Annotated in this window: 21 protein-coding genes; 8 read left to right on the top strand and 13 right to left on the bottom strand. The window is 70.5% G+C overall.

Annotation, left to right across the window (positions count from 1 at the left end; translation table 11 throughout):
• The first annotated feature begins 62 nt into the window (after positions 1-62).
• Positions 63-2,306, top strand: coding sequence for a glycoside hydrolase family 9 protein (locus tag OG303_RS05595; protein ID WP_405865334.1), 2,244 nt, complete (start codon positions 63-65; stop codon positions 2,304-2,306).
• 22 nt (positions 2,307-2,328) lie between these two features.
• On the opposite strand, the gene OG303_RS05590 is transcribed toward OG303_RS05595, so the two are convergent.
• Together OG303_RS05590 and sigJ are read right to left on the bottom strand one after the other, a co-directional pair.
• Positions 2,329-3,801 (bottom strand): cytochrome bc complex cytochrome b subunit, encoded by a 1,473-nt coding sequence (locus OG303_RS05590; protein ID WP_405865332.1) that lies wholly within the window; start codon positions 3,799-3,801, stop codon positions 2,329-2,331.
• Positions 3,798-4,718: an RNA polymerase sigma factor SigJ gene (sigJ, locus tag OG303_RS05585; protein WP_405865330.1), complete on the bottom strand. Its 921-nt coding sequence runs from the start codon at positions 4,716-4,718 to the stop codon at positions 3,798-3,800. Before sigJ ends, OG303_RS05590 begins: the two co-directional genes overlap by 4 nt.
• 181 nt (positions 4,719-4,899) lie before the next feature.
• Between sigJ and OG303_RS05580 the strand changes: the two genes are divergently transcribed.
• On the top strand, positions 4,900-5,511 hold the full coding sequence (locus OG303_RS05580) for a hemerythrin domain-containing protein (RefSeq protein WP_405865328.1): 612 nt from the start codon (positions 4,900-4,902) through the stop codon (positions 5,509-5,511).
• 8 nt (positions 5,512-5,519) lie between these two features.
• On the opposite strand, the gene OG303_RS05575 is transcribed toward OG303_RS05580, so the two are convergent.
• Both OG303_RS05575 and OG303_RS05570 read right to left on the bottom strand, forming a co-directional pair.
• Entirely contained in the window at positions 5,520-6,242 is a 723-nt protein-coding gene (locus OG303_RS05575) for a 2OG-Fe(II) oxygenase (RefSeq protein WP_405865326.1), read from the bottom strand.
• Between the two features lie 14 nt (positions 6,243-6,256).
• Positions 6,257-6,748 carry a methylated-DNA--[protein]-cysteine S-methyltransferase gene (locus OG303_RS05570; RefSeq protein ID WP_405865324.1) on the bottom strand — a complete coding sequence of 164 codons (492 nt, stop codon included), beginning with the start codon at positions 6,746-6,748 and terminating at the stop codon, positions 6,257-6,259.
• 146 nt (positions 6,749-6,894) lie between these two features.
• Between OG303_RS05570 and OG303_RS05565 the strand changes: the two genes are divergently transcribed.
• The 3 genes from OG303_RS05565 to OG303_RS05555 all read left to right on the top strand — a co-directional run bounded on the left by OG303_RS05565 (position 6,895) and on the right by OG303_RS05555 (position 9,558).
• Positions 6,895-7,140 (top strand): hypothetical protein, encoded by a 246-nt coding sequence (locus tag OG303_RS05565; RefSeq protein WP_405865322.1) that lies wholly within the window; start codon positions 6,895-6,897, stop codon positions 7,138-7,140.
• Positions 7,141-7,143: 3 nt separating this feature from the next.
• A complete protein-coding gene (locus tag OG303_RS05560; protein ID WP_164311823.1) occupies positions 7,144-7,521 on the top strand; it encodes a toxin Doc in 378 nt (125 codons plus the stop codon).
• 444 nt (positions 7,522-7,965) lie between these two features.
• Positions 7,966-9,558, top strand: coding sequence for an RICIN domain-containing protein (locus OG303_RS05555; RefSeq protein ID WP_405865320.1), 1,593 nt, complete (start codon positions 7,966-7,968; stop codon positions 9,556-9,558).
• 21 nt (positions 9,559-9,579) lie between these two features.
• Here the strand turns inward: OG303_RS05555 and OG303_RS05550 are convergent, their stop codons facing one another.
• The 4 genes from OG303_RS05550 to OG303_RS05535 all read right to left on the bottom strand — a co-directional run bounded on the left by OG303_RS05550 (position 9,580) and on the right by OG303_RS05535 (position 14,234).
• Complete coding sequence (locus OG303_RS05550) at positions 9,580-10,560, bottom strand: 2-hydroxyacid dehydrogenase (protein WP_405865318.1); 981 nt, start codon at positions 10,558-10,560, stop codon at positions 9,580-9,582.
• On the bottom strand, positions 10,557-11,726 hold the full coding sequence (locus OG303_RS05545; protein ID WP_405865316.1) for a lactate 2-monooxygenase: 1,170 nt from the start codon (positions 11,724-11,726) through the stop codon (positions 10,557-10,559). The genes OG303_RS05550 and OG303_RS05545 overlap by 4 nt, the downstream gene beginning before the upstream one ends.
• 155 nt (positions 11,727-11,881) lie before the next feature.
• Positions 11,882-13,465 carry a purine-cytosine permease family protein gene (locus tag OG303_RS05540; RefSeq protein WP_405877099.1) on the bottom strand — a complete coding sequence of 528 codons (1,584 nt, stop codon included), beginning with the start codon at positions 13,463-13,465 and terminating at the stop codon, positions 11,882-11,884.
• Positions 13,466-13,658: 193 nt separating this feature from the next.
• On the bottom strand, positions 13,659-14,234 hold the full coding sequence (locus OG303_RS05535; RefSeq protein ID WP_405865314.1) for a hypothetical protein: 576 nt from the start codon (positions 14,232-14,234) through the stop codon (positions 13,659-13,661).
• Between the two features lie 324 nt (positions 14,235-14,558).
• On the opposite strand from OG303_RS05535, the gene OG303_RS05530 reads away from it, so the two are divergent.
• Positions 14,559-14,993, top strand: coding sequence for a protease inhibitor (locus OG303_RS05530; RefSeq protein WP_405865312.1), 435 nt, complete (start codon positions 14,559-14,561; stop codon positions 14,991-14,993).
• A gap of 140 nt (positions 14,994-15,133) precedes the next feature.
• Here the strand turns inward: OG303_RS05530 and OG303_RS05525 are convergent, their stop codons facing one another.
• The 4 genes from OG303_RS05525 to OG303_RS05510 all read right to left on the bottom strand — a co-directional run bounded on the left by OG303_RS05525 (position 15,134) and on the right by OG303_RS05510 (position 18,851).
• A complete protein-coding gene (locus OG303_RS05525) occupies positions 15,134-15,511 on the bottom strand; it encodes an STAS domain-containing protein (RefSeq protein WP_405865310.1) in 378 nt (125 codons plus the stop codon).
• Positions 15,512-15,718: 207 nt separating this feature from the next.
• The gene (locus OG303_RS05520) at positions 15,719-16,726 is read right to left on the bottom strand and encodes a Ppx/GppA family phosphatase (RefSeq protein WP_405865308.1); all 1,008 of its coding nucleotides are present in this window, start codon (positions 16,724-16,726) and stop codon (positions 15,719-15,721) included.
• A 38-nt stretch (positions 16,727-16,764) separates the two neighbouring features.
• Positions 16,765-17,259, bottom strand: coding sequence for a methyltransferase family protein (locus tag OG303_RS05515; protein WP_405865306.1), 495 nt, complete (start codon positions 17,257-17,259; stop codon positions 16,765-16,767).
• An 89-nt stretch (positions 17,260-17,348) separates the two neighbouring features.
• Positions 17,349-18,851, bottom strand: a complete 1,503-nt coding sequence (locus OG303_RS05510) for an MFS transporter (protein ID WP_405865304.1) — start codon at positions 18,849-18,851, stop codon at positions 17,349-17,351.
• A gap of 202 nt (positions 18,852-19,053) precedes the next feature.
• Between OG303_RS05510 and OG303_RS05505 the strand changes: the two genes are divergently transcribed.
• Positions 19,054-19,398: an ArsR/SmtB family transcription factor gene (locus OG303_RS05505; RefSeq protein WP_405865302.1), complete on the top strand. Its 345-nt coding sequence runs from the start codon at positions 19,054-19,056 to the stop codon at positions 19,396-19,398.
• Positions 19,399-19,404: 6 nt separating this feature from the next.
• Positions 19,405-19,932 (top strand): SRPBCC family protein, encoded by a 528-nt coding sequence (locus OG303_RS05500; protein WP_405865300.1) that lies wholly within the window; start codon positions 19,405-19,407, stop codon positions 19,930-19,932.
• A gap of 4 nt (positions 19,933-19,936) precedes the next feature.
• On the opposite strand, the gene OG303_RS05495 is transcribed toward OG303_RS05500, so the two are convergent.
• A complete protein-coding gene (locus tag OG303_RS05495; protein ID WP_405865298.1) occupies positions 19,937-22,753 on the bottom strand; it encodes an NHLP bacteriocin export ABC transporter permease/ATPase subunit in 2,817 nt (938 codons plus the stop codon).

The raw sequence follows: 22,753 nt of genomic DNA, 5'->3' as shown, positions 1-22,753 counted from the left end.
CTGGGAGCGCTCCCACTGTGATCGGCGAGCGTCACCCGTCCCTCCGCCCGAGGAGCCCAGACGTGAAACGACGCAGAACCGTCCTGCTGACCATCACCGCCCTGCTGGGAGCGGCGCTCACCGCACTGCCGGCCGGACCTGCCGCCGCAGACGAGGTCGAGCAGCTGAAGAACGGCACCTTCGACACCACCACCGAGCCCTGGTGGACGACCAGTAACGTCACCGCGGGCCTGTCCGACGGACAGCTCTGCGCGGACGTGCCGGGCGGCACCACCAACCGCTGGGACGCCGCAGTCGGCCAGAACGACGTCAGCCTGGTGAAGGGGGAGTCCTACAAGTTCAGCTTCAAGGTGTCCGGTTCGCCCGAAGGGCACGTGGTGCGGGCCGTCGTGGGGCTCCAAGTGGCGCCGTACGACACCTATTTCGAGGTCAGCCCGCAGCTGAGCGTCTCCGGCAACACCTACTCGTACACCTTCACCTCGCCCGTCGACACCAGCCAGGGCCAGGTCGCCTTCCAGGCCGGCGGCAGTGCCGACGCCTGGCGGTTCTGCATGGACGACGCGTCGCTGCTCGGCGGTGTCCCGCCCGAGGTGTACGAGCCGGACACCGGACCGCGCGTGCGCGTCAACCAGGTCGCCTATCTGCCCTCCGGCCCGAAGAACGCCACGCTCGTCACCGACGCCACCTCGAAGCTGCCCTGGCAGCTCAAGAGCGCGGACGGGTCGACGGTCGCGCACGGCTGGACCGTGCCGCGCGGGGTCGACGTCTCCTCCGGGCAGAACGTCCACTCGATCGACTTCGGCGCCTACCGCAAGCAGGCCAAGGGGCTCACGCTGGTCGCCGACGGGGAGACGAGCCGGCCGTTCGACATCGGCACGAGTGCGTACGAGCAGCTGCGGCTCGACTCGGTGAAGTACTACTACACGCAGCGCAGCAGCATCGCGATCCGGGACGATCTGCGGCCCGGGTACGGGAGGGCCGCCGGGCATGTGAATGTCGCGCCCAACCAGGGCGATGCGAACGTGCCCTGCCAGCCCGGCGTGTGCGACTACACCCTCGACGTCACCGGTGGCTGGTACGACGCCGGTGACCACGGCAAGTACGTCGTCAACGGCGGCATCGCCACCTGGGAGGTGCTGAGCACGTACGAACGCGAACTGCTCGCCCGCACAGGGGAGTCGGAGAAGCTGCGGGACGGCACCCTCGCCATCCCGGAGAGCGGGAACAAGGTGCCCGACATCCTCGATGAGGCCCGCTGGGAGCTGGAGTTCCTGCTGAAGATGCAGGTGCCCGACGGGCAGCCGCTGGCCGGCATGGCGCATCACAAGATCCACGACGAGCAGTGGACCGGTCTGCCGCTGCTGCCCAGTGACGACCCGCAGAAGCGCGAACTGCACCCGCCGTCCACGCAGGCGACCCTCAACCTGGCGGCCACGGCTGCCCAGGCGGCCCGTCTGTACCGTCCCTACGACCGCGCCTTCGCGGCGAAGGCGCTGACGGCCGCCCGCAAGGCCTGGTCGGCGGCACTCGCCCACCCCGCCCTGTACGCCTCCGACAGCGACGGCACCGGAGGCGGCGCCTACTCCGACACCAACGCGACGGACGAGTTCTACTGGGCGGCCGCGGAGCTGTATCTCACCACGGGGGAGAAGCAGTTCGCGGACTATGTTCTCAACTCCCCGGTGCACACGGCCGACATCTACGGGGCGCTCGGCTTCGACTGGGGCAGGACGGCCGCAGCGGGCCGGCTCGACCTCGCCACGGTGCCGAGCAGGCTGCCGGGCAGGGACAAGGTGCGCCAGTCCGTCGTCAAGGGCGCCGACGGCTACCTGGCCACGCTGAAGTCACAGCCGTACGGCATGCCGTACGCACCCGACGGCAACATTTACGACTGGGGCTCCAGCCACCAGATCCTCAACAACGCGGTCGTCCTGGCGACGGCGTACGACATCACGGGCGGCTCCAAGTACCGTGACGGCGCGGTCCAGAGCATGGACTACATCCTCGGCCGCAACGCCCTGAACATGTCGTACGTCACCGGCTACGGCGAGGCCAACTCCCACAACCAGCACAGCCGTTGGTACGCCCACGAGCTCGATCCGAACCTGCCGAACCCGCCGAGCGGAACGCTGGCCGGCGGTCCGAACTCCTCCATCCAGGATCCCTACGCACAGAGCAAACTCCAGGGATGCGTCGGCCAGTTCTGCTACATCGACGACATCCAGTCCTGGTCGACGAACGAAACCGCGATCAACTGGAACGCGGCCCTGGCCCGGATGGCGTCCTTCGTGGCGGATCAGGGCTGAGGCTCTTCAAGGACGAAGCTCTTCAGGGCTGAGGTTCGCGCTCCACGAGTTCGCCCTGACCCCTGTGGGCGGTCAGGGTGTGCAGCTCGGCCTGATCGAGCGGCTGGTGCACCTCGACGTACTCGCCGTGCGGCAGCCGCTTGATCAGGCCGGTCTCCCGGCCGTGCAACACCAGCTCACGGTCGCGCAGTTGGAGGCCAAGGCAGATGCGGCGGGTGACGAAGAAGACGGCCGCCGGGAGGACGAACACCGCCACGCGGACCGTCCAGGTGACCATGTTGATCGACAGATGGAGGCGGGTCGCCACGATGTCGTTGCCGCCGCCCGCCAGCAGGATCAGGTAGAGGCTGATCCAGGCCGTGCCGATCGCCGTGCGGTTCGGGCGGTTGCGCGGGCGGTCCAGCAGGTGGTGTTCCCTTTTGTCGCCGGTCACCCGGGACTCCAGGAACGGGTAGACCCCGATGAACACGAGAAGCAGGGGGAAGACCACGACCGGGATCAGCACGCCGAGGATCAGCGTGTGGCCCCACAGGGTGATCTCCCAGCCCGGCATCACCCGGACCAGGCCTTCCGCGAAGCCCAGATACCAGTCGGGCTGCGCGCCCGTGGAGACCTGGTCGGGCCGGAAGGGGCCGTAGACCCACACCGGGTTGATCGCCGCGACCGCCGCGATCAGGGTCAGGGCGCCGAAGACCAGGAAGAAGAAACCGCCCGCCTTCGCCAGGTACACCGGCATGAACGGGGCACCCACGACGTTGCGTTCGGTCCGTCCCGGGCCCGCGAACTGGGTGTGCTTGTGGTAGACGACCAGCAGGATGTGCACCACGACGAGCGCCGCCATGACGCCGGGGATCAGCAGGATGTGCAGCGAGTAGAAGCGAGCCACGATGTCGTGGCCGGGGAACTCACCGCCGAACAGGAACATCGAGAGGTACGTTCCGACGATCGGGACCGACAGCAGGGCGCCGTTGACGAAGCGCAGGCCCGTTCCCGACAGCAGGTCGTCCGGCAGCGAGTAGCCGAACAGGCCCTCGAACAGGCCGAGGAACAGCAGCGTCCAGCCGAACAGCCAGTTGATCTCACGGGGCTTGCGGAACGAGCCCGTGAAGAAGTGCCGCATCATGTGCGTGAACATGGCGGCGACGAAGACCAGTGCCGCCCAGTGGTGCAGCTGCCGGACCAGCAGCCCGCCGCGCACGTCGAAGCTGATGTCGAGCGTGGAGGCGTATGCCTCGGACATCCGGACGCCGTTGAGCGGGACGTAACTGCCGTGGTACGTCACCTCTTTCATCGACGGATGGAAGAACAGCGTGAGGTACACGCCGGTGAGGATCAGCACCACGAAGCTGTACAGGCAGATCTCGCCGAGCAGGAACGACCAGTGGTCGGGGAACACCTTGCGCAGGTACTTCCTGCCGAGGGAGTGGATGCCGAGGCGGCCGTCGAGCCAGTCCGCGACGCGCTCACCCTTCGCAGGCTCCTGGGTGGTGCTCATGCCTCCTCCTCGGCCTTGTCGTCGTCCTTGTACACGTGCGTGAGCTTGTCGGGGTTGGTCACGATGTAGACCCCGGACACCTGGTCGCCCTCGGGCGTGAGGTCCATGACCATCACGGCGTACGGGGAGTCGCCCTGGAACAGCACGGCGGCGTCGTCGCCGTTCACGCGGCGGTAGTGCAGGTCCATGTCCTGCGCGCCGCGCCGAGCCGCGTACGAGGTGATGAGGCGCGCCGCGTTGTCCCGGCCGTGCACGGGGCGCAGGCCGGCCGGCTTGCGCTTGCCGCCGCCGTCCGCCCACACCGTCACGTCCGGCGCCAGGATCTCCATCAACGCCGCGATGTCACCGCCGAGCGCGGCCCGCACGAACCGCTCGGTCGCCTCCCGCCGTACCCGCGGGTGCGCTTGGTACAGCGGCCGCCGGGCGTGCACATGGGCCCGCGCGCGGTGCGCGAGCTGCCGTACGGCCGCCGGGGTGCGGTCGAGGATGTCCGCGATCTCGGTGTGGGGGTACCTGAACACCTCGTTGAGGACGAACACGGCGCGTTCCAGTGGGGTCAGCGACTCCAGGACCACCAGCATCGCGAGTGACACGGACTCGTGGCGCAGGACCGGGTCCTCGGCTCCGTCGTCGTCGGCGACCAGCGGCTCGGGCAGCCACGGTCCTACGTAGGTCTCGCGACGGCGGGTGATCACGGACCGCCGCTGCAAGGCCTGGTTGACGGCGATACGGACCAGGTAGGCGCGCGGATTGTCGATCCCCTCGGTGCCCCGGCCCGACCACGACAGCCAGGTCTCCTGCAGCACGTCCTCGGTGTCCGCGACGCTGCCCAGCATGTTGTAGACGAGGCCGAAGAGCAGCTCGCGATGGTCCATGAAGACATCGGTCGCCTCATCGGTGACATGGCTGTCGGACATACGTGTGCCTCCCCAGTGGCGCTCACTCCTTCGAGGCCTGGAGGGGGTCCGAATGTGACATCGGAGGGGCGATATGTGACGTAGGTCTCAGTGAATCCCGAGCGCGTCACACCTGCCGGCAGCCCCGGCCTCTTGAACGGGAGTCCCGAACAGGGGAACCCGGACGGAAGGAAGCCATTCGATGAGCATCGACTTCACCGCCATGTACGCCTCCCACGACGCCTTCCGGCGCGATCTGGAGCGCCTCGCGCAGGCCGTCGCCGAGAACCGGGCGCACACACCCGGCGTCCGCTCCGGCTGGGAGAACTTCAAGCATCAGCTGCACATCCACCACACCGCCGAGGACAGCAACCTGTGGCCGCAGGTGCGGGACCGCGTCGCGGGACGTTCCCGCGAACTCGCCGTGCTGGACGACATGGAGGCGGAACACTCCCGCATCGACCCGCTGCTCGCCGCGGTCGACACGGCACTGGCCGACCGGGCCCCCGAACTGCCGGATCTCGTACGGGCGTTGAGGGCCACCCTCGACGACCACCTCAAGCACGAGGAGGACAGCGCCCTGCCGCTGATGCAGGAGGTCCTGACGGCCGCCGACTGGGCCGCCTTCACCGGGCGCATGCGCGAGGTGCAGGGCCTGCGCGGTGCCGCGGTCTTCGTGCCGTGGATCGTGGACGGTGCGCCGCCGGCCGACCGCGCCACGTTCTTCGGCTCCATGCCGCCGCCGGTACGCGTCCTCAACCGCTTGTTCTGGGAGGGGAGTTACCGCCGCAAGGGGCTGTGGGCCGGCGTCTGAGGTACTGGCTAGGAGGCGTCGTGGAAGACGATGCCCAGTGCGTGTCGGCGGCCGGAGCGGACGGTGCTCACGCCGTGCCGCATCGCTCCGGCCGACCAGCCGCGCTTCGTCCGCACCGGGCGGTCCCGGGTGGTGAAGACCAGGCCGTGGCCCTGGCGGAGTGCGTTCGCGGTGCCCCGGGACTGGGCGCGGGGCCGCTGCTCGACCATCAGGAACTCGCCGCCGGTGTACTCGCTGCCGTACTCGTCGAGGCCGACGACCACCTGGAGCGGGAAGAGCAGGTCGCCGAACACGTCACGGTGCAGGGCGTTCCAGTCGCCCTCCCCGTAGCGCAGCAGGATCTGTGCCGAGCGGTCCTGCCCGGCCGCATGACATGTCTCCAGCCACTCCTGGAGGGAGTCCGGCCAGGGCGCCGGACGGCCCAGCCGGGCCGCCCAGTCCCGCGCGATCGGCAGCAGACGCGGGTACAGGGCGGCGCGGAGGGCGGCCACGGGAGCGGGCAGGTCGTGGGTGAAGTACCGGTACTCGCCGGATCCGAAACGATGCCGCGCCATGTCGACCGTGGTCCGGAACAGCTCCGGCTTCTCGTACAGCGCGGTCAGGTCGCGGCACTCGGCGGGCGTCAGCAGCGGCCCCGTCGGCGCGCTGCCGTGCACGTCCAGCTCGGCGGCGAGCGCGGCCCATTCGGTCTCGGCGACGCGCTTGCGGGCCTGCGCGGTGGTGAGGGTCATCGCGGTTCCTTCCGTCACGCGAGCATCTGCTGCAGCGCGCCCTCGTGCGTGAGCAGCCGCACCTTTTGCTCGACGCCGCCCGCGTAGCCGCGCATCGAGCCGTCGGCGCCGATCACGCGGTGGCAGGGGCGGACGATCAGCAGCGGGTTCGCCCCGATCGCGGCACCCACCGCCCGGATCTCGTCGCGCGGCACGTCCAGCCGCGCGGCGAGCTCGCCGTACGTCGTCGTGGTGCCGTACGGGATCTCGTCGAGCGCCTGCCATACCCGCTGCTGGAACTGCGTCCCCTCGGGTGCGAGGCTCAGGTCGAAGCGGGTGAGCCTGCCCTCGAAGTAGGCGGCGAGCTGCCGGGCGGCCTCCGCGAACGTCCCGTCGTCGCGCCGCCAGTCGGCGCGGACCACGGGCGCGTTGCGTTGCCCGGGCAGGGACAGCGAGTTGAGGGCCGTCCCCTCGCCCACCAGAAGCAGTTCACCTACCGGGCTGTCGATCGTCGTGTACGTCTTCATGGCTTCAGTCTGCTGCGCCGCGGCGGTCGGAACCGGCGGGAATCGGACATGGTCCTCAGCCGCCGCGGGCACCGGAAGGTACCGTCATAAAGGTGCTGTGAGCAGGGAGTATTTACGAGTAAGTACCTCGGCGGTACCGTGAAGGCATGCCAGCCCTGAATGTCGAGTTCAGCGATCGCGAACTTGAGGACCTGCGGCAGATCGCCAAGGAGCGCGGTACGTCGATGAAAGCGCTCGTGCGCGAGGCCGCCGCGGCGGACATAGCCCGGCACCGTGCGCTGCAGGAGGGCGCGGAGGCGTTCCGCCGCTTCTTCGCGTCCCACGCCGACGAGTTCGCGGCCGCCTTCCCCGAAGACGAACCGGCCCACACCGGCGAGGGGCGGGTCGCCTGACCGATGGCACCCGTCATCCATATCGACGTGCCGTGGCTGCTCCAGCGCCACGAAGAGGTCCTACCGGACCAGCCCACCGTCAACGACTTCTCCGCCCTGGTCGCCGCCGTCGCCCGCCACCGCGTCGACCCGCCCCGCCTCGGCGTGGACTCCGATCCGGCCTGGCGCGCCGCCGCCCTGCTGCACACCCTCGCCCTGCTCAAGCCCCTGCCCTCGGCCAACGCCCGCTTCGCGTGCGCGACCGCCGTGGCGTACATGTTCGTCAGCGACGTCGGAATCGACCCGCCCTACGGGGCCCTGGTGGACCTCGCCCGCGATCTGATCTCCGGCAAGGTCGACGTCTACGGCGCTGCCGACCGGCTGCGCTCCTGGCAGATCTGAGGGCCGCCGACCGAGCCGGTACGACCCGCCCCCGGGGCCGCCGACCGAGGGCGGGAGGAACAAGGTCGGCGGCCCGTGCGGCGCAGGAGAGCCGCCTTCCTGCGCGGAGCCCCCGAGAAGGGCCGGTACCCAGTGCACTACGGGGTGGTGCACGCCGGGAGCGTGCGCGGTGCTCCGGCGCGTGCGCCTCTTTCACACGGGGCGCATGGAATGACGAAAGCTCATGTGGGTGAGGCGAGTTGTCGCCGTTTCTGACTATCTTTCAAAGAGGCTGATGTTGTTCAAGTGCCTTGTTGGTCATGAGTGTGTTGTGCAAGGGTGAACTACCCGTGCGGGGGGTGTAATGGCCGGGTGTCGTTCGCCCTATCGGAAACCGGGCTGGATGGACATACCTGAATTCACGCCCTCCTGTATGTCTCATGCGCGTGGGAAGGAATCCGCTCAGTGCCCACCCCCCACCCACCTCGCCCCCCTTACCCGCCGCCCGGCGGGGTTCCCGGAGAATCCGACGAGAACCTCGCCACCCGGCTCAGGGGCCGTCCCGACGGCGAGGTCGCCCAATCCGTCGCGCTGCTCATGGCGCGGCACTGGCAGCCCGCCCGCGACTACGCGGGCATCTGCCTCGCCTCCTCGGACGAGCTCGCCTCCATGGTGACCTCGGCCGCCTTCCACCAGGTACTCGACCGGCTGGCGCTCGGCGAGCCCGCGATCGCGGTGCGCCCCCGGCTTCTGGTGGCCGTGCGGGAGACGGTCCGTGTGTGGTCCGCCGAGGACCGAATATCCGGTGTTCTGCCGGAGCTGCTGAAACCCGCGGGCGGCCGCGGTATGCGTACGACGAAGTCCATGACCCCCGAAAATCGCAACTTGGCCGAGCGTTCATTCCAGGCTCTTCCCGGACTCTCCCGGTGTTTGCTCTGGCACACCGAGGTCGAAGCGGAGTCCATTGGCGTTCCCGCCGCACTGCTCGGGATGGATACCGACACCGCGTCGGCCGCACTCGAACAGGCGCGTGAAAAATTCCGTGAAGGTTGTGTACATGCCCATCGGGAACTCGCGCCGAGCAAGGATTGCCGGTTCTACAACCGTCTCCTCGACGTTCCGATTCGCCGGGGCGGGGCCCTGCTGCCCGATGTCCAGCAGCATCTGTCGCAGTGCCGCTACTGCCGTTTCGCCGCCGAGCAACTGAGTCATTTCGAGGGCGGGTTGGGGGTACTCCTGGCCGAAGCGGTACTCGGCTGGGGCGCCCGGCGCTACCTCGACTCCCGCCCGGGCCGGGCGCAGCAGGGGACGGGCGCCCGCAGCGCCGCGCGACACGGCGGCGGACGCTCGCGCATCCTGCCCCGCATCCCCCTGCCCGGCCGCCGGCCTCCTGGGGCGCCCCGGAACTCGCGAGCGCTGCTGACCGGAGTGGGCGTCGCCTCCGCCGGGCTGATCGCGACGCTGTTCGCGGCCGGTCTGTGGTCGAACGACGACGGTGTCGACCCGGCCGCCTCCAACAGCGCGAGCGGCGGCACGGCACCGGGCGTCGGTTCCCAGTCGACGCCCGGAACCGCCCAACTCCCCACGCTGCCGGGGCAGTCCAGGCTGCGCAACGTCGGCGCCGACCTGTGCCTCGACATCAAGGGCAAGGTGAAGTCCGGGGCCGGGACCGACCTGGCGGCTTGCTCGGACGCCCGCACCCAGCAGTGGGCGTACGACAGCGACGGGCTGCTGCGCAGCGTGGCGGACGCCGACCTGTGCCTGGACTCGCACGTGGACGCCGGCGTGGTCGTGCTCGGCAAGTGCGCCGCAGAGAAGGCCAAGCGCGGTGACGACGTGCGCTACGACCTCACCGTGCAGGGGGAGTTGCTGCCCCGCTGGGACGAGCAGCTCGCCCTCGCCTCCGCCGGCGAGGACCCGGGCGCGGACGTCGTCGTCAAGGTCCGCGACGACTCCTCGGAGCAGCGCTGGCTGGCCGATCCGACGACGTCGGCCAGCCCGGGCTCGCTGTCGATCACTGGGACCGGCTCTCCGGTGGCGCCGCCGGCGCAGCTGTAGGAACGGAATACGTGACCGGGTTCAGATCACGACGTCGCGCGGCTGCCCGCCCGTCAGGAAGTCCGTCACGTTCTGCACGGCGGCCAGTGCGATGCGGATCACCGTTTCCCGGGTCACCCCGCCGACGTGCGGCGAGAGCACCACGCCCGGGGACTTGAGCAACCGCAGGGCCGGGGTGGGCGGTTCGGGGTCGAAGACGTCGATGCCCGCCCCGGCCAGGGCGCCCTTCTCCAGCGCGTCCGCGAGGGCGTCCTGATCGATGAGGGCGCCCCGCGCCGTGTTGATCACGAAGGCCGTCGGCTTGAGGAGCGCGAGCCGCCCGGCGTCGAGAAGGTGCCGGGTCTCGTCGGTGAGCGGCGCGTGCAGGGAGACGTAGTCGGCTGTGCGCAGGAGTTCGTCGAGCGGGACGTGGCGGGCCCCGCCGAGCCGGGCCTCCGTCTCCTCCGGCAGGCGGCGGCGACCGGCGTACACGATGCTCATGTCGAACGCGACGGCGCGGCGGGCGACTTCCTGCCCGATCTGGCCGAGCCCGACGATGCCGAGCGTCTTGCCGGACAGTTCGGTGAGGGAGCGCTGCAGCCGGGGCAGCGCCCAGTCGGCCTCGACGAGCGCGGTGTGCGCCGGGATCAGCTGCTTGGCGAGCGCGAGCATGAGGGCGAAGGTCTGCTCGGCCACGTTCTGGGACTCGGCGCCGCTGGAGCCGATGTTGCACACGCGCACGTCCCGGGCGCGGGCGGCGTCCACGTCGACGTAGTCGAAGCCATGGCTCGCGCACTGCACGAGCTCCAAGTCCGGTGCGGCGGCGAGGTGTTCGGCGGTCACGGGGGAGAGCGCGGTGATGATCACGTGCGCCGCGCGCAGGGCGGCCGGGTCCTCGGCGGCCGCCTCGACGACGGTGACGTTCGCCTCGCCGGGAAAGAGGGTGGCGAGGCCGGCGCCGGCGGTGCGGCCGCCGACGTGCGGGGAGACGACGGCGAGAACGTTCTTCGGGGCAGTGGTCATGCGGATCCCTCGATGAGGTCGGTGGAGCCGATCGTGGCGGGCGTGGCGTGCCCGGACAGGGCGAGCGTGAGGTCGAACTCGGCGAGCAGACAGCGGATCACGTGCTCGACGCCGGCCTGTCCGTCGAGTCCGAGCCCGTACACGTACGGCCGTCCCAGGAGCACTGCCTGCGCGCCGAGCGCGAGGGCCTTGAAGACGTCGTCGCCGGTGCGCACGCCGCTGTCGAACAGGACGGTCAGCCGGTCGCCGACCGCCTCGGCCACCCGGGGCAGCGCGTCGGCGGCCGCCACGGAACCGGCCACCTGACGGCCGCCGTGGTTGGAGACGACCACGCCGTCCATCCCGGCGTCGGCGGCGAACCGGGCGTCGTCCGGGTGCAGGATGCCCTTGAGGACGATCGGGCCGTCCCAGTTCTCCCGCAGGAACGCCAGGTCCGGCCAGGTCTTGCCCGGATCGGCGAACATGCCGACGAAGTGCAGCACGGCCGCGTTCGGGTCCTCGTGCACCGGCTTGGCGAGGCCCGCCAGGAAGGCCGGGTCGGAGAAGTAGTTGGCGGTGCCGACGCCGTGCAGGAAGGGGAGATAGGCCTGGTCGAGGTCGCGGGGACGCCAGGCCAGCAGCGGTGTGTCGAGGGTGACGATCAGCGCGGTGAACCCGGCCGCCTTGGCCCGGTTCAGGAAACTCCGCGTCACCTCACGGTCCTTGGCCCAGTACAGCTGGAACCAGCGCTCCGCGTCGCCCATCGCCTCCGCGACCTGCTCCATCGGCGTGCTGGACGCCGAGGACAGGGTGAAGGGCACACCCTGGGCTGCGGCTGCCCGGGCGGCGGCGGTCTCGGCGTCGGGGTGCATGATCGACAGCACGCCGACCGGGGCCAGGGCCAGCGGGGCCGGCAGGGCGCGGCCCAACACCTCGACCGAGAGGTCCCGCTCGTGCACGTCCCGCAGCATCCGCGGCACGATCCGGCGCCGCTCGAGCGCGGCCCGGTTCGCGCGCGCCGTGCTGCCGTCGCCCGCACTCCCCGCGACATAGCCGACGGGCCCCGGTCCGAGTCGCTGCTCGGTCAGCTCCTCCAGCCGGGTCAGATCGGTGGGCAGCCGCGGTACGGCGCCCGACATCCCGTTGAGATAGATCTCGTACTGGAAGTCCGCCCAGTGCTTGGCCATGGGAACGTCCCGCCTCTCGTCGCTGAGACCGCGTTGCACCCAGACGATACTTGCGAGTAAGTGCAGGTCCGTCCACCGGGGTGCCCCTGTGGATCACTGCTCGCGGGCGAACTCGTACGGGACCGGACGCACTGACAACGGCCCCCGGGACCCGGTCAGTTCACGTGCGCACCCGCCCGCACCTGCACCGCGCCGTCGGCCCCCGTGATCGGCGGCACCGGCACCTCGACCGTCCGGGCCAGCCGGGCGCCCTCGGGTCCGTACGCCGCCCGGGGTTCGGGGAACAGCCGCAACAGCGCCAGGTACAGCACCGCGGCCACGACCAGCGACAGCGGCAGGCTGATGTCGATGCCGTTCGCCAGATCGCCCAGCGGGCCGACGAACTGACCGGGGATGTTGGTGAAGAGCACACTGACGAGCGCGGACACCCACCACGCGGTCATGCCCCGCCAGTTCCAGCCGTGCGCGAACCAGTAACGGCCGCCGCGCTGACGGCGGTTGAAGACCTGGAGGGCGTCGGGGTCGTACCAGCCGCGCCGGGTGAAGAAGCCCAGCATCATCACGACCATCCACGGTGTGGTGCACGTGATGATCATGGTGGCGAAGGTCGAGATGGACTGCACCAGGTCGAGGCCGAACCGGCCGATGAAGATGAACGCGATCGAGACGAGGCCGACCAGCACCGTCGCCTGCACCCGCGACAGCCGGGGGAACACGGAGGAGAAGTCGAGCCCGGTGCCGTACAGCGAGGTCGTCCCCGTGGACATGCCGCCGATCAGCGCGAGCAGGCACACCGGCAGGAAGTACCAGGTCGGCGAGATGGCGAGCAGTCCGCCCACGAAGTCGGGTGCCGCCGGGTCGACGTACTTCGGGGCCTTCGCGGCGATGATGCTCGCGGTCGCCAGACCGAAGACGAACGGCAGCAGTGTCGCGATCTGCGACAGGAACGCCGCGCCGATGACACGGCGGCGCGGGGTGCTTGCCGGGATGTAGCGCGACCAGTCGCCGAGGAACGCCCCGAACGACACGGGGTTGGACAGCACGATGAGCGCGGCGCCGATGAACGACGGCCAGAACAGTGACTGCGTCGCCGCGTCCGCGGAGTCCGTGAAGACACCGGCGTACGACGGGTCGAAGTCACCGGCGAAGGCGATCGCGCCGAGCAGGAACAGCACGGTCGCCGAGGTCACCGCGACCTTGTTGACGAACAGCATGAATCGGAACCCGTACACGCACACCGCGAGGACCAGGCCGGCGAACAGCGCGTACGCGACGACGTACGACAGGTTGCCGCGCTCCAGGCCGAAGAGCCGGTGCGCGCCGCCGACCAGGGCGTCGCCGGAGCTCCACACCGAGATGGAGAAGAACGCGACCGCGGTCAGCAGTGACAGGAACGAGCCCACCACCCGGCCGTGCACGCCCAGGTGCGCGGATGAGGAGACGGCGTTGTTGGTGCCGTTGACCGGGCCGAACACCGCCATCGGGCACAGGATCAGCGCGCCCGCGAGGACGCCGAGGAGTGTGGCCGCGAGGCCCTGCCAGAAGGAGAGTCCGAACAGGATCGGGAAGGCGCCGAGGACACAGGTGGAGAAGGTGTTGGCGCCGCCGAAGGCGAGCCGGAACAGGTCGAGCGGGCTCGCGGTGCGGTCCGCGTCTGGAATGCGCTCGACGCCATGTGCCTCGACCTCGATCAGGGACGGGGGCGGCGTGGCGGGGGAGTCGGACGACTGGGAGGGCAAGGGGGCTCCAGCGGGGGCGGGGCGGTGGAGCGCGTCGTGGCGCGGTGGGGTGGACGGCCGGTCGCCGGCGCGGGGGTGTGCGGCGGGCGCGGCGGCCGTCCTCTTGGGGGTCTGCCGACCGTACGGCGGTGGCAGGACGCGCACCAGAGGACGGTTCATCCACCTTCCGCGTCGAGAATGTACGAAACCTCCATCACTCCTCGTCCGCCGAGGCGTCGGTCGGGATGTCCGTCGGGGCGTCCTCCGGTTCGGTGTCCGGGCCCTGTGCCCGTACCCGCTGGACGTGTTCGAGGGAGTCCCGCAGTTCGGTGAGCCAGTCGTCGGTGTGGCGCTGGACCAGGCGCACGCACCAGGCGAGGGCGTCGCTGCGACTGCGGGCCACGCCACCGGCGATCAAGGTGTCCAGGACCTGGCGCTCGGGCTGGCGCAGCCGGGTCATCACGGGCGCGGCGACGTGGGTGAACAGGGCGCGCTCGCCGCCGCACTCCACACCCCAGGAGACCTTCCGGCGGAATTGGTGCTCGGCCTCGCGGGCCACCTCGATCCGCGCATCCCGGGTGCGCTCCCGGAACTCCTGGATCCGGCCCTGTACGGCGGCCTCCCGCTCGGCGTCCGAAGCGCCCTCGGTGAGCCGGGGCTCGGGGATGCGGCCGATCACGGTGATCTCCTCGCGGTCGACCGTCAGCTCGGCCAACTCCTCGAAGAGATCCTCGGGAACACGGCCGGCGAACCAGCCGCGCAGCTTCTCCTGCTGCTCTGTCGTAATCATGTAATGACGATTACTCGCGTCGACCATGAACACAAGGGGGTGCGGCGGAGTCAGCCGACAGCTCAATCGGAATGTTTCAGGCCTATTAACGAAGCGCGGGAAACCAGCCACTTGGCTGCTTCGAGCGATCAAGAAGCGCTCAGTTCCGGGGTTGGAACGTTCGAATTCCGTGACTTCACGCCACTGATTCAACACACAAGGTTACTGAAACACGTGGGGTCGAGGTGTGTTTCCGCGGCGGACTCGGCAGACTCGCGCTCGCCGGTCCGGCACCAACCCTGAACGGTCCGGCACACCCTCGAATCCAGCGGAAGGATGCACACAATGCGGAACACCGCGCGCTGGGCAGCAACCCTCGCCCTCACCGCCACCGCCGTCTGCGGACCCCTCACCGGAGCCGCCCTCGCCACCCCGGCCACCGCCCCCGCCTCGCTCTACGCCCCCTCGGCCCTGGTGCTCACCACCGGCCACGGTGAGAGCGCGGCCGCCGCGACGCCGCTGCGCGCCGTCACCTTGACCTGCGCCCCGACGGCTTCCGGCACCCACCCGGCAGCCGCCCTCGCCTGCGCCGAACTACGCGGCGCCGCCGGCGACTTCGACGCCCTGGGGGCGAGAGACGACGTGCAGTGCACCAAGCAGTACGACCCGGTCGTCGTCACGGTCGACGGCGTCTGGCAGGGCAAGCGCGTCTCCTACGAGCGGACCTTCGCCAACGAGTGCGTGAAGAACTCCTACGGGACCAGCGTCTTCACGTTCTGAGGGACCGGGATCGCGGAGTCCCCCGTGCACACCTGAAGTGGCCCGCAGTTGGGGAGTGCGAGTCCCTTGTCGCGGGGTACCCGGCGATCTCGCACCAGGGGTCGGCAGGGCGGAGTGGGGCCGCCCGCCGACTCCTGGGATCAATTCCGCCCCTCCCCGGGAACCGTGGGGAGGGGCGGAAAGCGTCCCAGCAGTCCCGCACCGGCGAGCAGTCGGTGGATGCGGGGTGCGTCGGAGACGATGCGCAGCCGGCCGCCGCGCTCCCTGGCGCGTGTCTCGGCCCGGCACAGCGCGCGCAGTCCCGAGCAGTCGAAGAACTCCACCTGCCGCAGGTCGACCAGTATGTCCGGCCGCGGCCACGCTGTCGCCGCATCCAGGTGTTCCGAGAGGAACACCGAGGTCGCCAGGTCGATCTCACCCGAGACCTCGACCACGGTGAACCGACTGCCGGCCCGGGACCGGGCGTAAGGGTTCGCCGCGGGCGGTTCGGAAGCGCGGTGGTCCGCATCCGGCGTCATGTCCGCTCCACCTCGGCAAGGGGCGCATTCGATCTCGGTAGCTACCCCGGCGCGCGGGGGAACATCCCTGACACGCCGTGCGCAAGATCTGGTTCACCCGACCTGGTGAATTACGGCGAAAGTGCTTGACTATTCTTCAAGTTCACCCGTCATGGCGCCTGGATCGCGAGCGGTCGCACCGGACGTGCCGGGCCCCGTCGCCGGCGTTCACCTGGTCGCGGTCGCGATGAGCAGGGGGACCGGATCCGGGAGAGGGGGTGCCTCGTTGAGGCGGTTGATCTCCGCCCACCAGGACGCCCCGTCCTCGATGTGGCGCAGCAGGATGCCTTCGCGGATCGCCCAGGGGCAGATCGTGACCGCCTTGAGGCCGGTCAGTTTCATCGCGGTGTGCGCGACCACCGCGCCGGCCAGGCTCTGCTCGGCGCGCGGCGCGGAGATGCCGGGGAGCCGGGCGCGTTCGGCGGCGGGCAGGGCGGCCAGGCGGTCGATTGCCGTCCGCAGGTCCTGGCGGTACAACTGCCGTTCCATGAACGGGCCGTGGCGCCCGGGCGACGCTCCGCACAGCCGTCCCAGTTGCTGGAAGGTGCGGGAGGTGACCACCGCGGTGCGCGGGCCCTCCCAGCGGATCCGCGCCGCCGCGTCCCGCAGTTGATGCCGGACCTTGCGGCGCAGCGCCCGCATCTGCTCCGGCAGGGGCGGGTCCTGGCCCTGGAGGAACTCATGGGTCAGCCGTCCCGCGCCCAGCGGGAGCGAGGCCACGAAGTCCGGCAACCGGCCCCGCCCGAAGGCCACTTCGAGGGAACCGCCGCCGATGTCCAGCAGCGCGAGGGGCCCCGACCGCCAGCCCATCCAGCGCCGGGCCCCGAGGAACGTGAGTTCGGCCTCGACCTCGCCGGGCAGCGTGCACAGACCGACCCCGGTCCGGGTCCGGACGGCGCGCAGCACCTCCCGGCGGTTCGGGGCGGCGCGCACCACGGCGGTCGCGAAGGCCAGCGGACCGGCCGCACCCCACCGGGTCGCGGTCCGGCTCGCCTCCGCGACCGCCAGGGCGAGCCGGTCGATGTCCTCCTCGGGAATGCTGCATCCCGGCTTCACGTGTTCGGACAGCCTCAGGCGCCACTTGGCAGTGTGCACCGGCAACGGCACCCCACCCTCCGCGTCCGCCACAACCAGCCGGACCGCGTTCGATCCCACATCCACCACACTGATTCGCATGGGCCCGTGGGTACCCACTTCCGGGCAGATCGACGCCCTCAGTCGCCATCCCAGGGCGTCAGCCGCGGCCACCAACCCCGCACTGCCCGCCGGTAACGGGTGTACTCGGCACCGAACCGCCGGGTCAGTGCGGGCACTTCGTACCACGTCGCGAACGCCCCCATCGCAACTCCGGCGCAGGCGGCGTACCCGAACACGACCGGCCGGGCGAGCAGCAGGCCCTGGCCGCCGATCGCCGCGACCACGGCGACGTACATCGGATTGCGTACGTACCGGTACAGCCCGCCCACCACGAGGTGTTCGGGCGGTGCGACCGGTGCCGGGGTGCCGAGGCCCTCGACCACGAAGCGCACGTAGGCCGACAGCAGGACGACCGCCCCCACGGTCAGCGGGATCAGGCCGAGCGCGCGCAGTAGTGGCCACCAGTCGCCGGACCGCCATCCGGTCAGCCACCACGGCAGCAGGACGACCACGGTGCCGGGCGCGACGAGCAGGAAGAGCGTGCTGCCGAGTGCCGCCGCCTCTTTGCGCATACGGCCACCATGGCAGCGAGGAGGGGCCGCCGTCTCCCTGTGGACGGCGGCCCCTCGGACCCAGGGCCTGTCTTCTCGGGTCGGAACGATCACATGTGGACGACCGGTGCGGCGTCCGCGTCCTGCTCCGGCACCCCGCGGCGGAAGAGCAGGAAGGCGATCACCGCGCCGACGGCGAACAGGCCCGCCGACCACCAGAACGCGGTGGTGTAGCTCTCGATCGTCGCCTGGGCCTGCACCAGCTTGTTGGTCGCGTTCTTGCCCACCAGGTAGTCGGTCGCGGCGCTCGCGGCAAGCGTGTTCAGCAGTGCCGTGCCGATCGAACCGCCCACCTGCTGCATGGCGTTGACCGTCGCGGAGGCGACGCCCGCGTCCTCGGCCGCGACTCCGCCGGTGGCCAGCTGCATGGCCGCCGGCATCACCAGGCCGAGGCCGACACCGGTCACGATCAGCTGCGGCAGTACCGCGCTGACGTAGCTGGAGCCGACGCCAATCCCGGTCAGCCAGGCCATGCCGACCGCCGCGATCGCGAAGCCCAGCGGGACGACCGCCTTCGGCCCGATCCGCGGTACCAGGACCGTGGTGCCGAGCTGCGCGGCCACCATCAGTGCCCCGACCATCGGCAGGAAGGCCGCACCGGTCTTCGTCGGGCTGAAGCCGAGGTTCAACTGCAGGTAGTAGGTGAGGAAGAGGAACACGCCGAACATGCCGCCGCCGGAGATCAGCACGGCCAGGAACGAGGCCGCCCGGTTGCGGTCCAGCAGGATGCGCAGCGGCAGCAGGGGGTGCGCGGCCCGGGTCTGCCACCAGGCGAAGGCCGCAAGGAGCAAACCGCCCGCGATCAGGAAGCCCCAGGTCAGGGGTGAACCCCAGTCGTGCGTCTCGGCGTTGGAGAAGCCGTAGACGAGGGCGAACAGACCGGCGGCGACCAGCACCGTGCCCGGCACGTCCAGCTTGGAGTTGCCGGCGTCGCGGTGGTTTGTCAGCAGCATCCAGCCGCCGACGAAGGCGACGACGGCGATCAGCACGTTCACGTACAGCGTCCAGCGCCAGTCGAACGCGTCGGTCAGTACACCGCCGAGCAGCAGGCCCACCGCACCACCGGCACCGGCGATGGCGCCGTAGACGCTGAACGCCCTTGCGCGCTCCCGGGCGTCGGTGAACGTGGTGTTGAGGAGGGAGAGCGCGGCCGGCGCGAGCAGTGCGCCGAAGGCTCCCTGCAGGGCGCGCGCGGTGACCAGCATGCCGAAGCCGTTCGCGGCACCGCCGAGCGCGGACACGGCGGCGAAGCCGACGACGCCTATGAGGAAGGCGGTCTTGCGGCCGAACAGGTCGGCGATGCGGCCGCCGAGCAGGAGCAGGGAGGCGAAGGCCAGCGCGTAGGCCGTGACGATCCACTGCCGGTTGCCGTCCGAGAACCCGAGGTCGGCCTGGGCCGAGGGCAGGGCGATGTTCACGATGGTGGCGTCGAGCACCACCATCAGCTGGGCGACGGCGACGACCGCGAGGATCCACCACCGCTTCGACGAGGCCGCCGGCGGCGCCTCGACGACGCCCTGGTGGGCGCTGTCGGTCAAGGTCTTCTGGGGCATGGGAGAACCACTCCAGGGAAGTCGTTCGAGCCGGGTCGGGCGACCCGGGGCAAAGGGAGTGTAAACGAAACTGTTTCGTACACGTCGACATTAGAGGACTCCGAGCGAAACGGCAACGTTTCGCTGAGGGGGGTGGTTGGAGGTGGTTGGTGAAGGGGCGTATTCCTTGACAGGCATATAACTGGCGAGGCATATTGGAGCCATGTCCGATGCCGCGCTCTGGACCGCCCTCGCCGATCCCCACCGGCGGGCCATCGTCGCGCTGCTCCTGGAGCGGCCGCGGCCCGTGGGCGAGATCGTGGAGGCATCCGGTCTGAGTCAGCCGAGCACCTCCAAGCACCTGAAGGTGCTGCGGGAGGCCGGTCTCGTCCGGGTCCGGCAGGACGCGCAGCGCCGCGTCTACGCCCTCGACCCGGCCCCGATCGCCGAGCTCGACGCGTGGCTCGCCCCCTACCGCAGGCTGTGGAACCGCAGCCTGGACGTGCTGGGCCGCCGCCTCGACGAGACGGCGCCGGACGATCCCGAGCAACCCGCCCCGAAGGACTGATCCACCATGGCCGCTGATCTCACCGGCACCTATCTGACCCTGGACGACGGCCGCCCGGCCGTCCGCTTCAGCCGTACCTACGACCATCCCGTCGCGCGCGTCTGGCAGTTCGTGACCGACGCCGACGAGCTCGCCCAGTGGTTCCCGTCCCGCGCCGAGATCGACCTGCGCCCCGGTGGCACGATCGCCTTCAGCGGCGATCCGAACATGCCGGAGTCCACCGGCCGGGTGCTCGCCGTCGACGAGCCCCGGCACCTGTCCTTCGCGTGGGGCGGCGACGAACTGCACTTCGACCTGGAGGAGTTGGACGACAAGCGCACCCGTTTCACCCTCACCAACGTGCTCCAGGCCGCCGACACCGCCGCCCGCAACGGCGCCGGCTGGGAGGTGTGCCTGTCCGCCCTCGACGCGAAGGCGCAGGGGGAGCGGCCCGAGGGGCCGCATGCCGGGACGAGCGCTCCCTGGAAGGAGTTCTACGAGGGGTACGTCGAGGCCGGTGTGCCCTCCGGCGCACCCGTTCCCGGCCTGGACTGACCGCTCACGCCATCTGCCGCCGCACCAGCTCGTGCAGCCGCCCGCCCGTGTCCGCGAGCAGCTGCGCGGGCGGGCCCTGCTGGGCGACCTTGCCGTCCTCCATCACGATCACGCGGTCCGCGTCCAGGACCGTGGACAGGCGGTGCGCGATGACGATGCGGGTGGCGTTGAGGGCCTTCGTCGACTCGATCACCGTGCGCTGCGTCTCGTTGTCGAGGGCGCTGGTCGCCTCGTCGAAGAAGAGGATGCGCGGCCGGCGGATCAACGCCTGCGCGATCATGAGGCGTTGGCGCTGGCCGCCGGAGACGGCACCACTGCCCGAGACGATCGTGTGCAGGCCCATCGGCATCCGCTTGATGTCCTCGGCGAGTCCCGCCATCTCGGCCGCGGCCATCGCCTCCTCCGGCGTGTACGGCTCGGTGCCGCAGATGACGTCCAGGATGGAGCCGGTGAACGGCTGCGCGTGCTGGAGCACGACACCGCACTGCCGGCGCACGGCCGACTGGTCGAGCGCGCCCAGGTCCTGGCCGTCGTACAGCACGCTGCCCGAGACCGGCTTGTCGAAGCCGATCAGCAGCCTGAGCAGCGTCGACTTGCCGCAGCCGCTGGGGCCGACGATCGCCACGAACTCGCCCGGGCGGATCTCGAACGACACGTCGTCCAGGACCAGCGGGCCGTCGTCCGCGTACCGGAAGGACAGGCGCCGTGCCTCCATCGCACCGGACAGCGGTCCCGGCCGGGTGCTCGCCGTGCGCACCTCCGGCGCGGCGTCCAGCACCGGCTTGATCTCCTCGAAGAGCGGCAGCGCGGCCACCGCCGAGACGAACGCGCCGGTCAGCTGGGTGACCGAGGTCAGCAGCATCGTCACCGCGGTGTTGAAGGTGAGGAACGCGGCCGCCGACATCGCCCCGCGCGCCGGGCCCGCCAGCAGCATGAACATCAGCAGGGTGCACAGCGGCAGGTACACCGCTCCCATCACCGTGGTGAGGTTCTTGATGCGCCCCACCTTCTGCTGCAGTTCACGGCTGTGCGCGAACTCGGAGGCCCAGGCCGCGTACGCGTAGTTCTCGGCCGCCGCGACCCTGAGCTTCGGCAGACCGCGCAGCGTCTGGAACGCCTGGTTGTTGAGCTTGTTGCTGAGCACGACCAGCTTGCGCTGCCAGCGCACCTGCCACAGGCCGAGCCCCAGGAACGCGGCGGCGATGACGACGAGCATGCCGATCGCCGCCAGTGCCATCGAGGGGCTGTACCAGAACAGCAGCCCGAGGTTCATCGCTCCGACGGTCACCGACTGGGCGACCACGGGCCCGACTCCCGCCATCAGACGGCGGATCGCGCTGATGCCCATGGCCGCGCTGGCCAGCTCGCCGGTCGAGCGCTCGGTGAAGAACTTGGTCGGGAGCCTCAACAGGCGGTCCCAGACGGCCGGTTGGAGCGTGGCCTCGATACGGCCCTCCAGCCGCAGAATGGTGAGGTTCTCCAGCAGCATGAAGGCCGCCGCCACGACGCTGGTGAGCATCACGGCAAGACAGACCTGCACGATCAGGCCCGTCTGGGCCTTCGGGACGAACTCGCCCAGCACCTTGCCGGTCGCGATGGGCACCAGCGCGCCGATCGCCACCGTCACCAGACCGCTGATCAGCAGGTTCGTCAGGTCGCTGCCGGTTCCCCGCATGCTGAACCGCAACAGCCGCAGCGGACTCAGGCCGCGATCGGGCAGCGGTCGGTAGAACATCACCGCCCGCGCCTCGAACTCCTCCGCGTTGGCCTTCTCGATCGGTGTCTCACGACCCGTCGCCGGATGTACGGCGACATAGCCGCCGCGCCGCCACAGCAGGGCCACCGGCGCACCCGACAGGGCCCGGTGGCCCACCAGCGGGCCGATGTTGTCCCGCCACCAGCGGCCGTCCAGGCGTACCGCCCGGGTGCGGACGCGCGAGGCGATGGCCACGAGCTCCACCGGGTCCAGGCGGTCGCTCTCCGTCCCGCTCTGCGCGGGCTCGGCCAGCGTGATCCCGGCGGCCTCGGCGACCAGCTTGCACGCCGCGTACGAGGCGTCCGCGTCGGCGGCCGTGGAGCGCTGGGCGGACGACTTGCCGATGGAGGCCAGCAGCGTGCGGTCGGCCTGGGCGCGGACCGCCTCACCTGCCTTGATGCCGGCCGCCGTCCGGGTCTCGTGCGTGCGCTCCAGCTGCTCGATCCAGCGGTCCAGCGTGGTCAGCAGCCGGTACTGCTGGTCGACCATGCTCTGCCAGACCGCGGGGTCCATCAGCAGGTCGGCGGCCGCCTCGGCGCCGTAGAGCGAGCCGTACTGCACGCTGCCCGGCGGCACCTGCATCCAGAAGACGTCGTCGTCGGTGATCTCGGCGGCCCGATCGGTGGCCATCGGTGCCTGGAAGAGGATGGACAGGCTGCGGCCGACGCCGAGGGCGAGGGCGTACTCCAGCGGGCTCGTCGTCGGCGGGACGTACTGGGGGTTGCCGTACTCGTCGTAGGACCAGGTCTGCGTGTCGGCCGTCTGGTACAGCTCGCGCAGGCCGATGCGGTGGACGACGCAGTCGCGCAACGGGCGGGCGACCAGGGTGTGTTGGGGGCCCGCGACCGGGCCGAGCAGCAGCGAGCCCGCCTCCAGACGGCCGAGGTGGTGCCAGTGGCCCTGCCCCACGGCGTCCACCGCGAACAGGTCCAGGGTGCCGGCCGCGACCAGCCACAGTGCCTGCGGGCCTTCCAGGTCGAGCCGGTTCAGGCCCGAGCAGTCGATCCGCGCGCCCATGGACCCGAGCGCGCCGAGAACCAGGTCACCTTCCTGATGGGTCGTCAT

Source organism: Streptomyces sp. NBC_00005, from assembly GCF_045160215.1.
In the GTDB taxonomy this organism is placed as follows: domain Bacteria; phylum Actinomycetota; class Actinomycetes; order Streptomycetales; family Streptomycetaceae; genus Streptomyces.
This window is presented reverse-complemented; position numbering and strand designations above follow the sequence as displayed.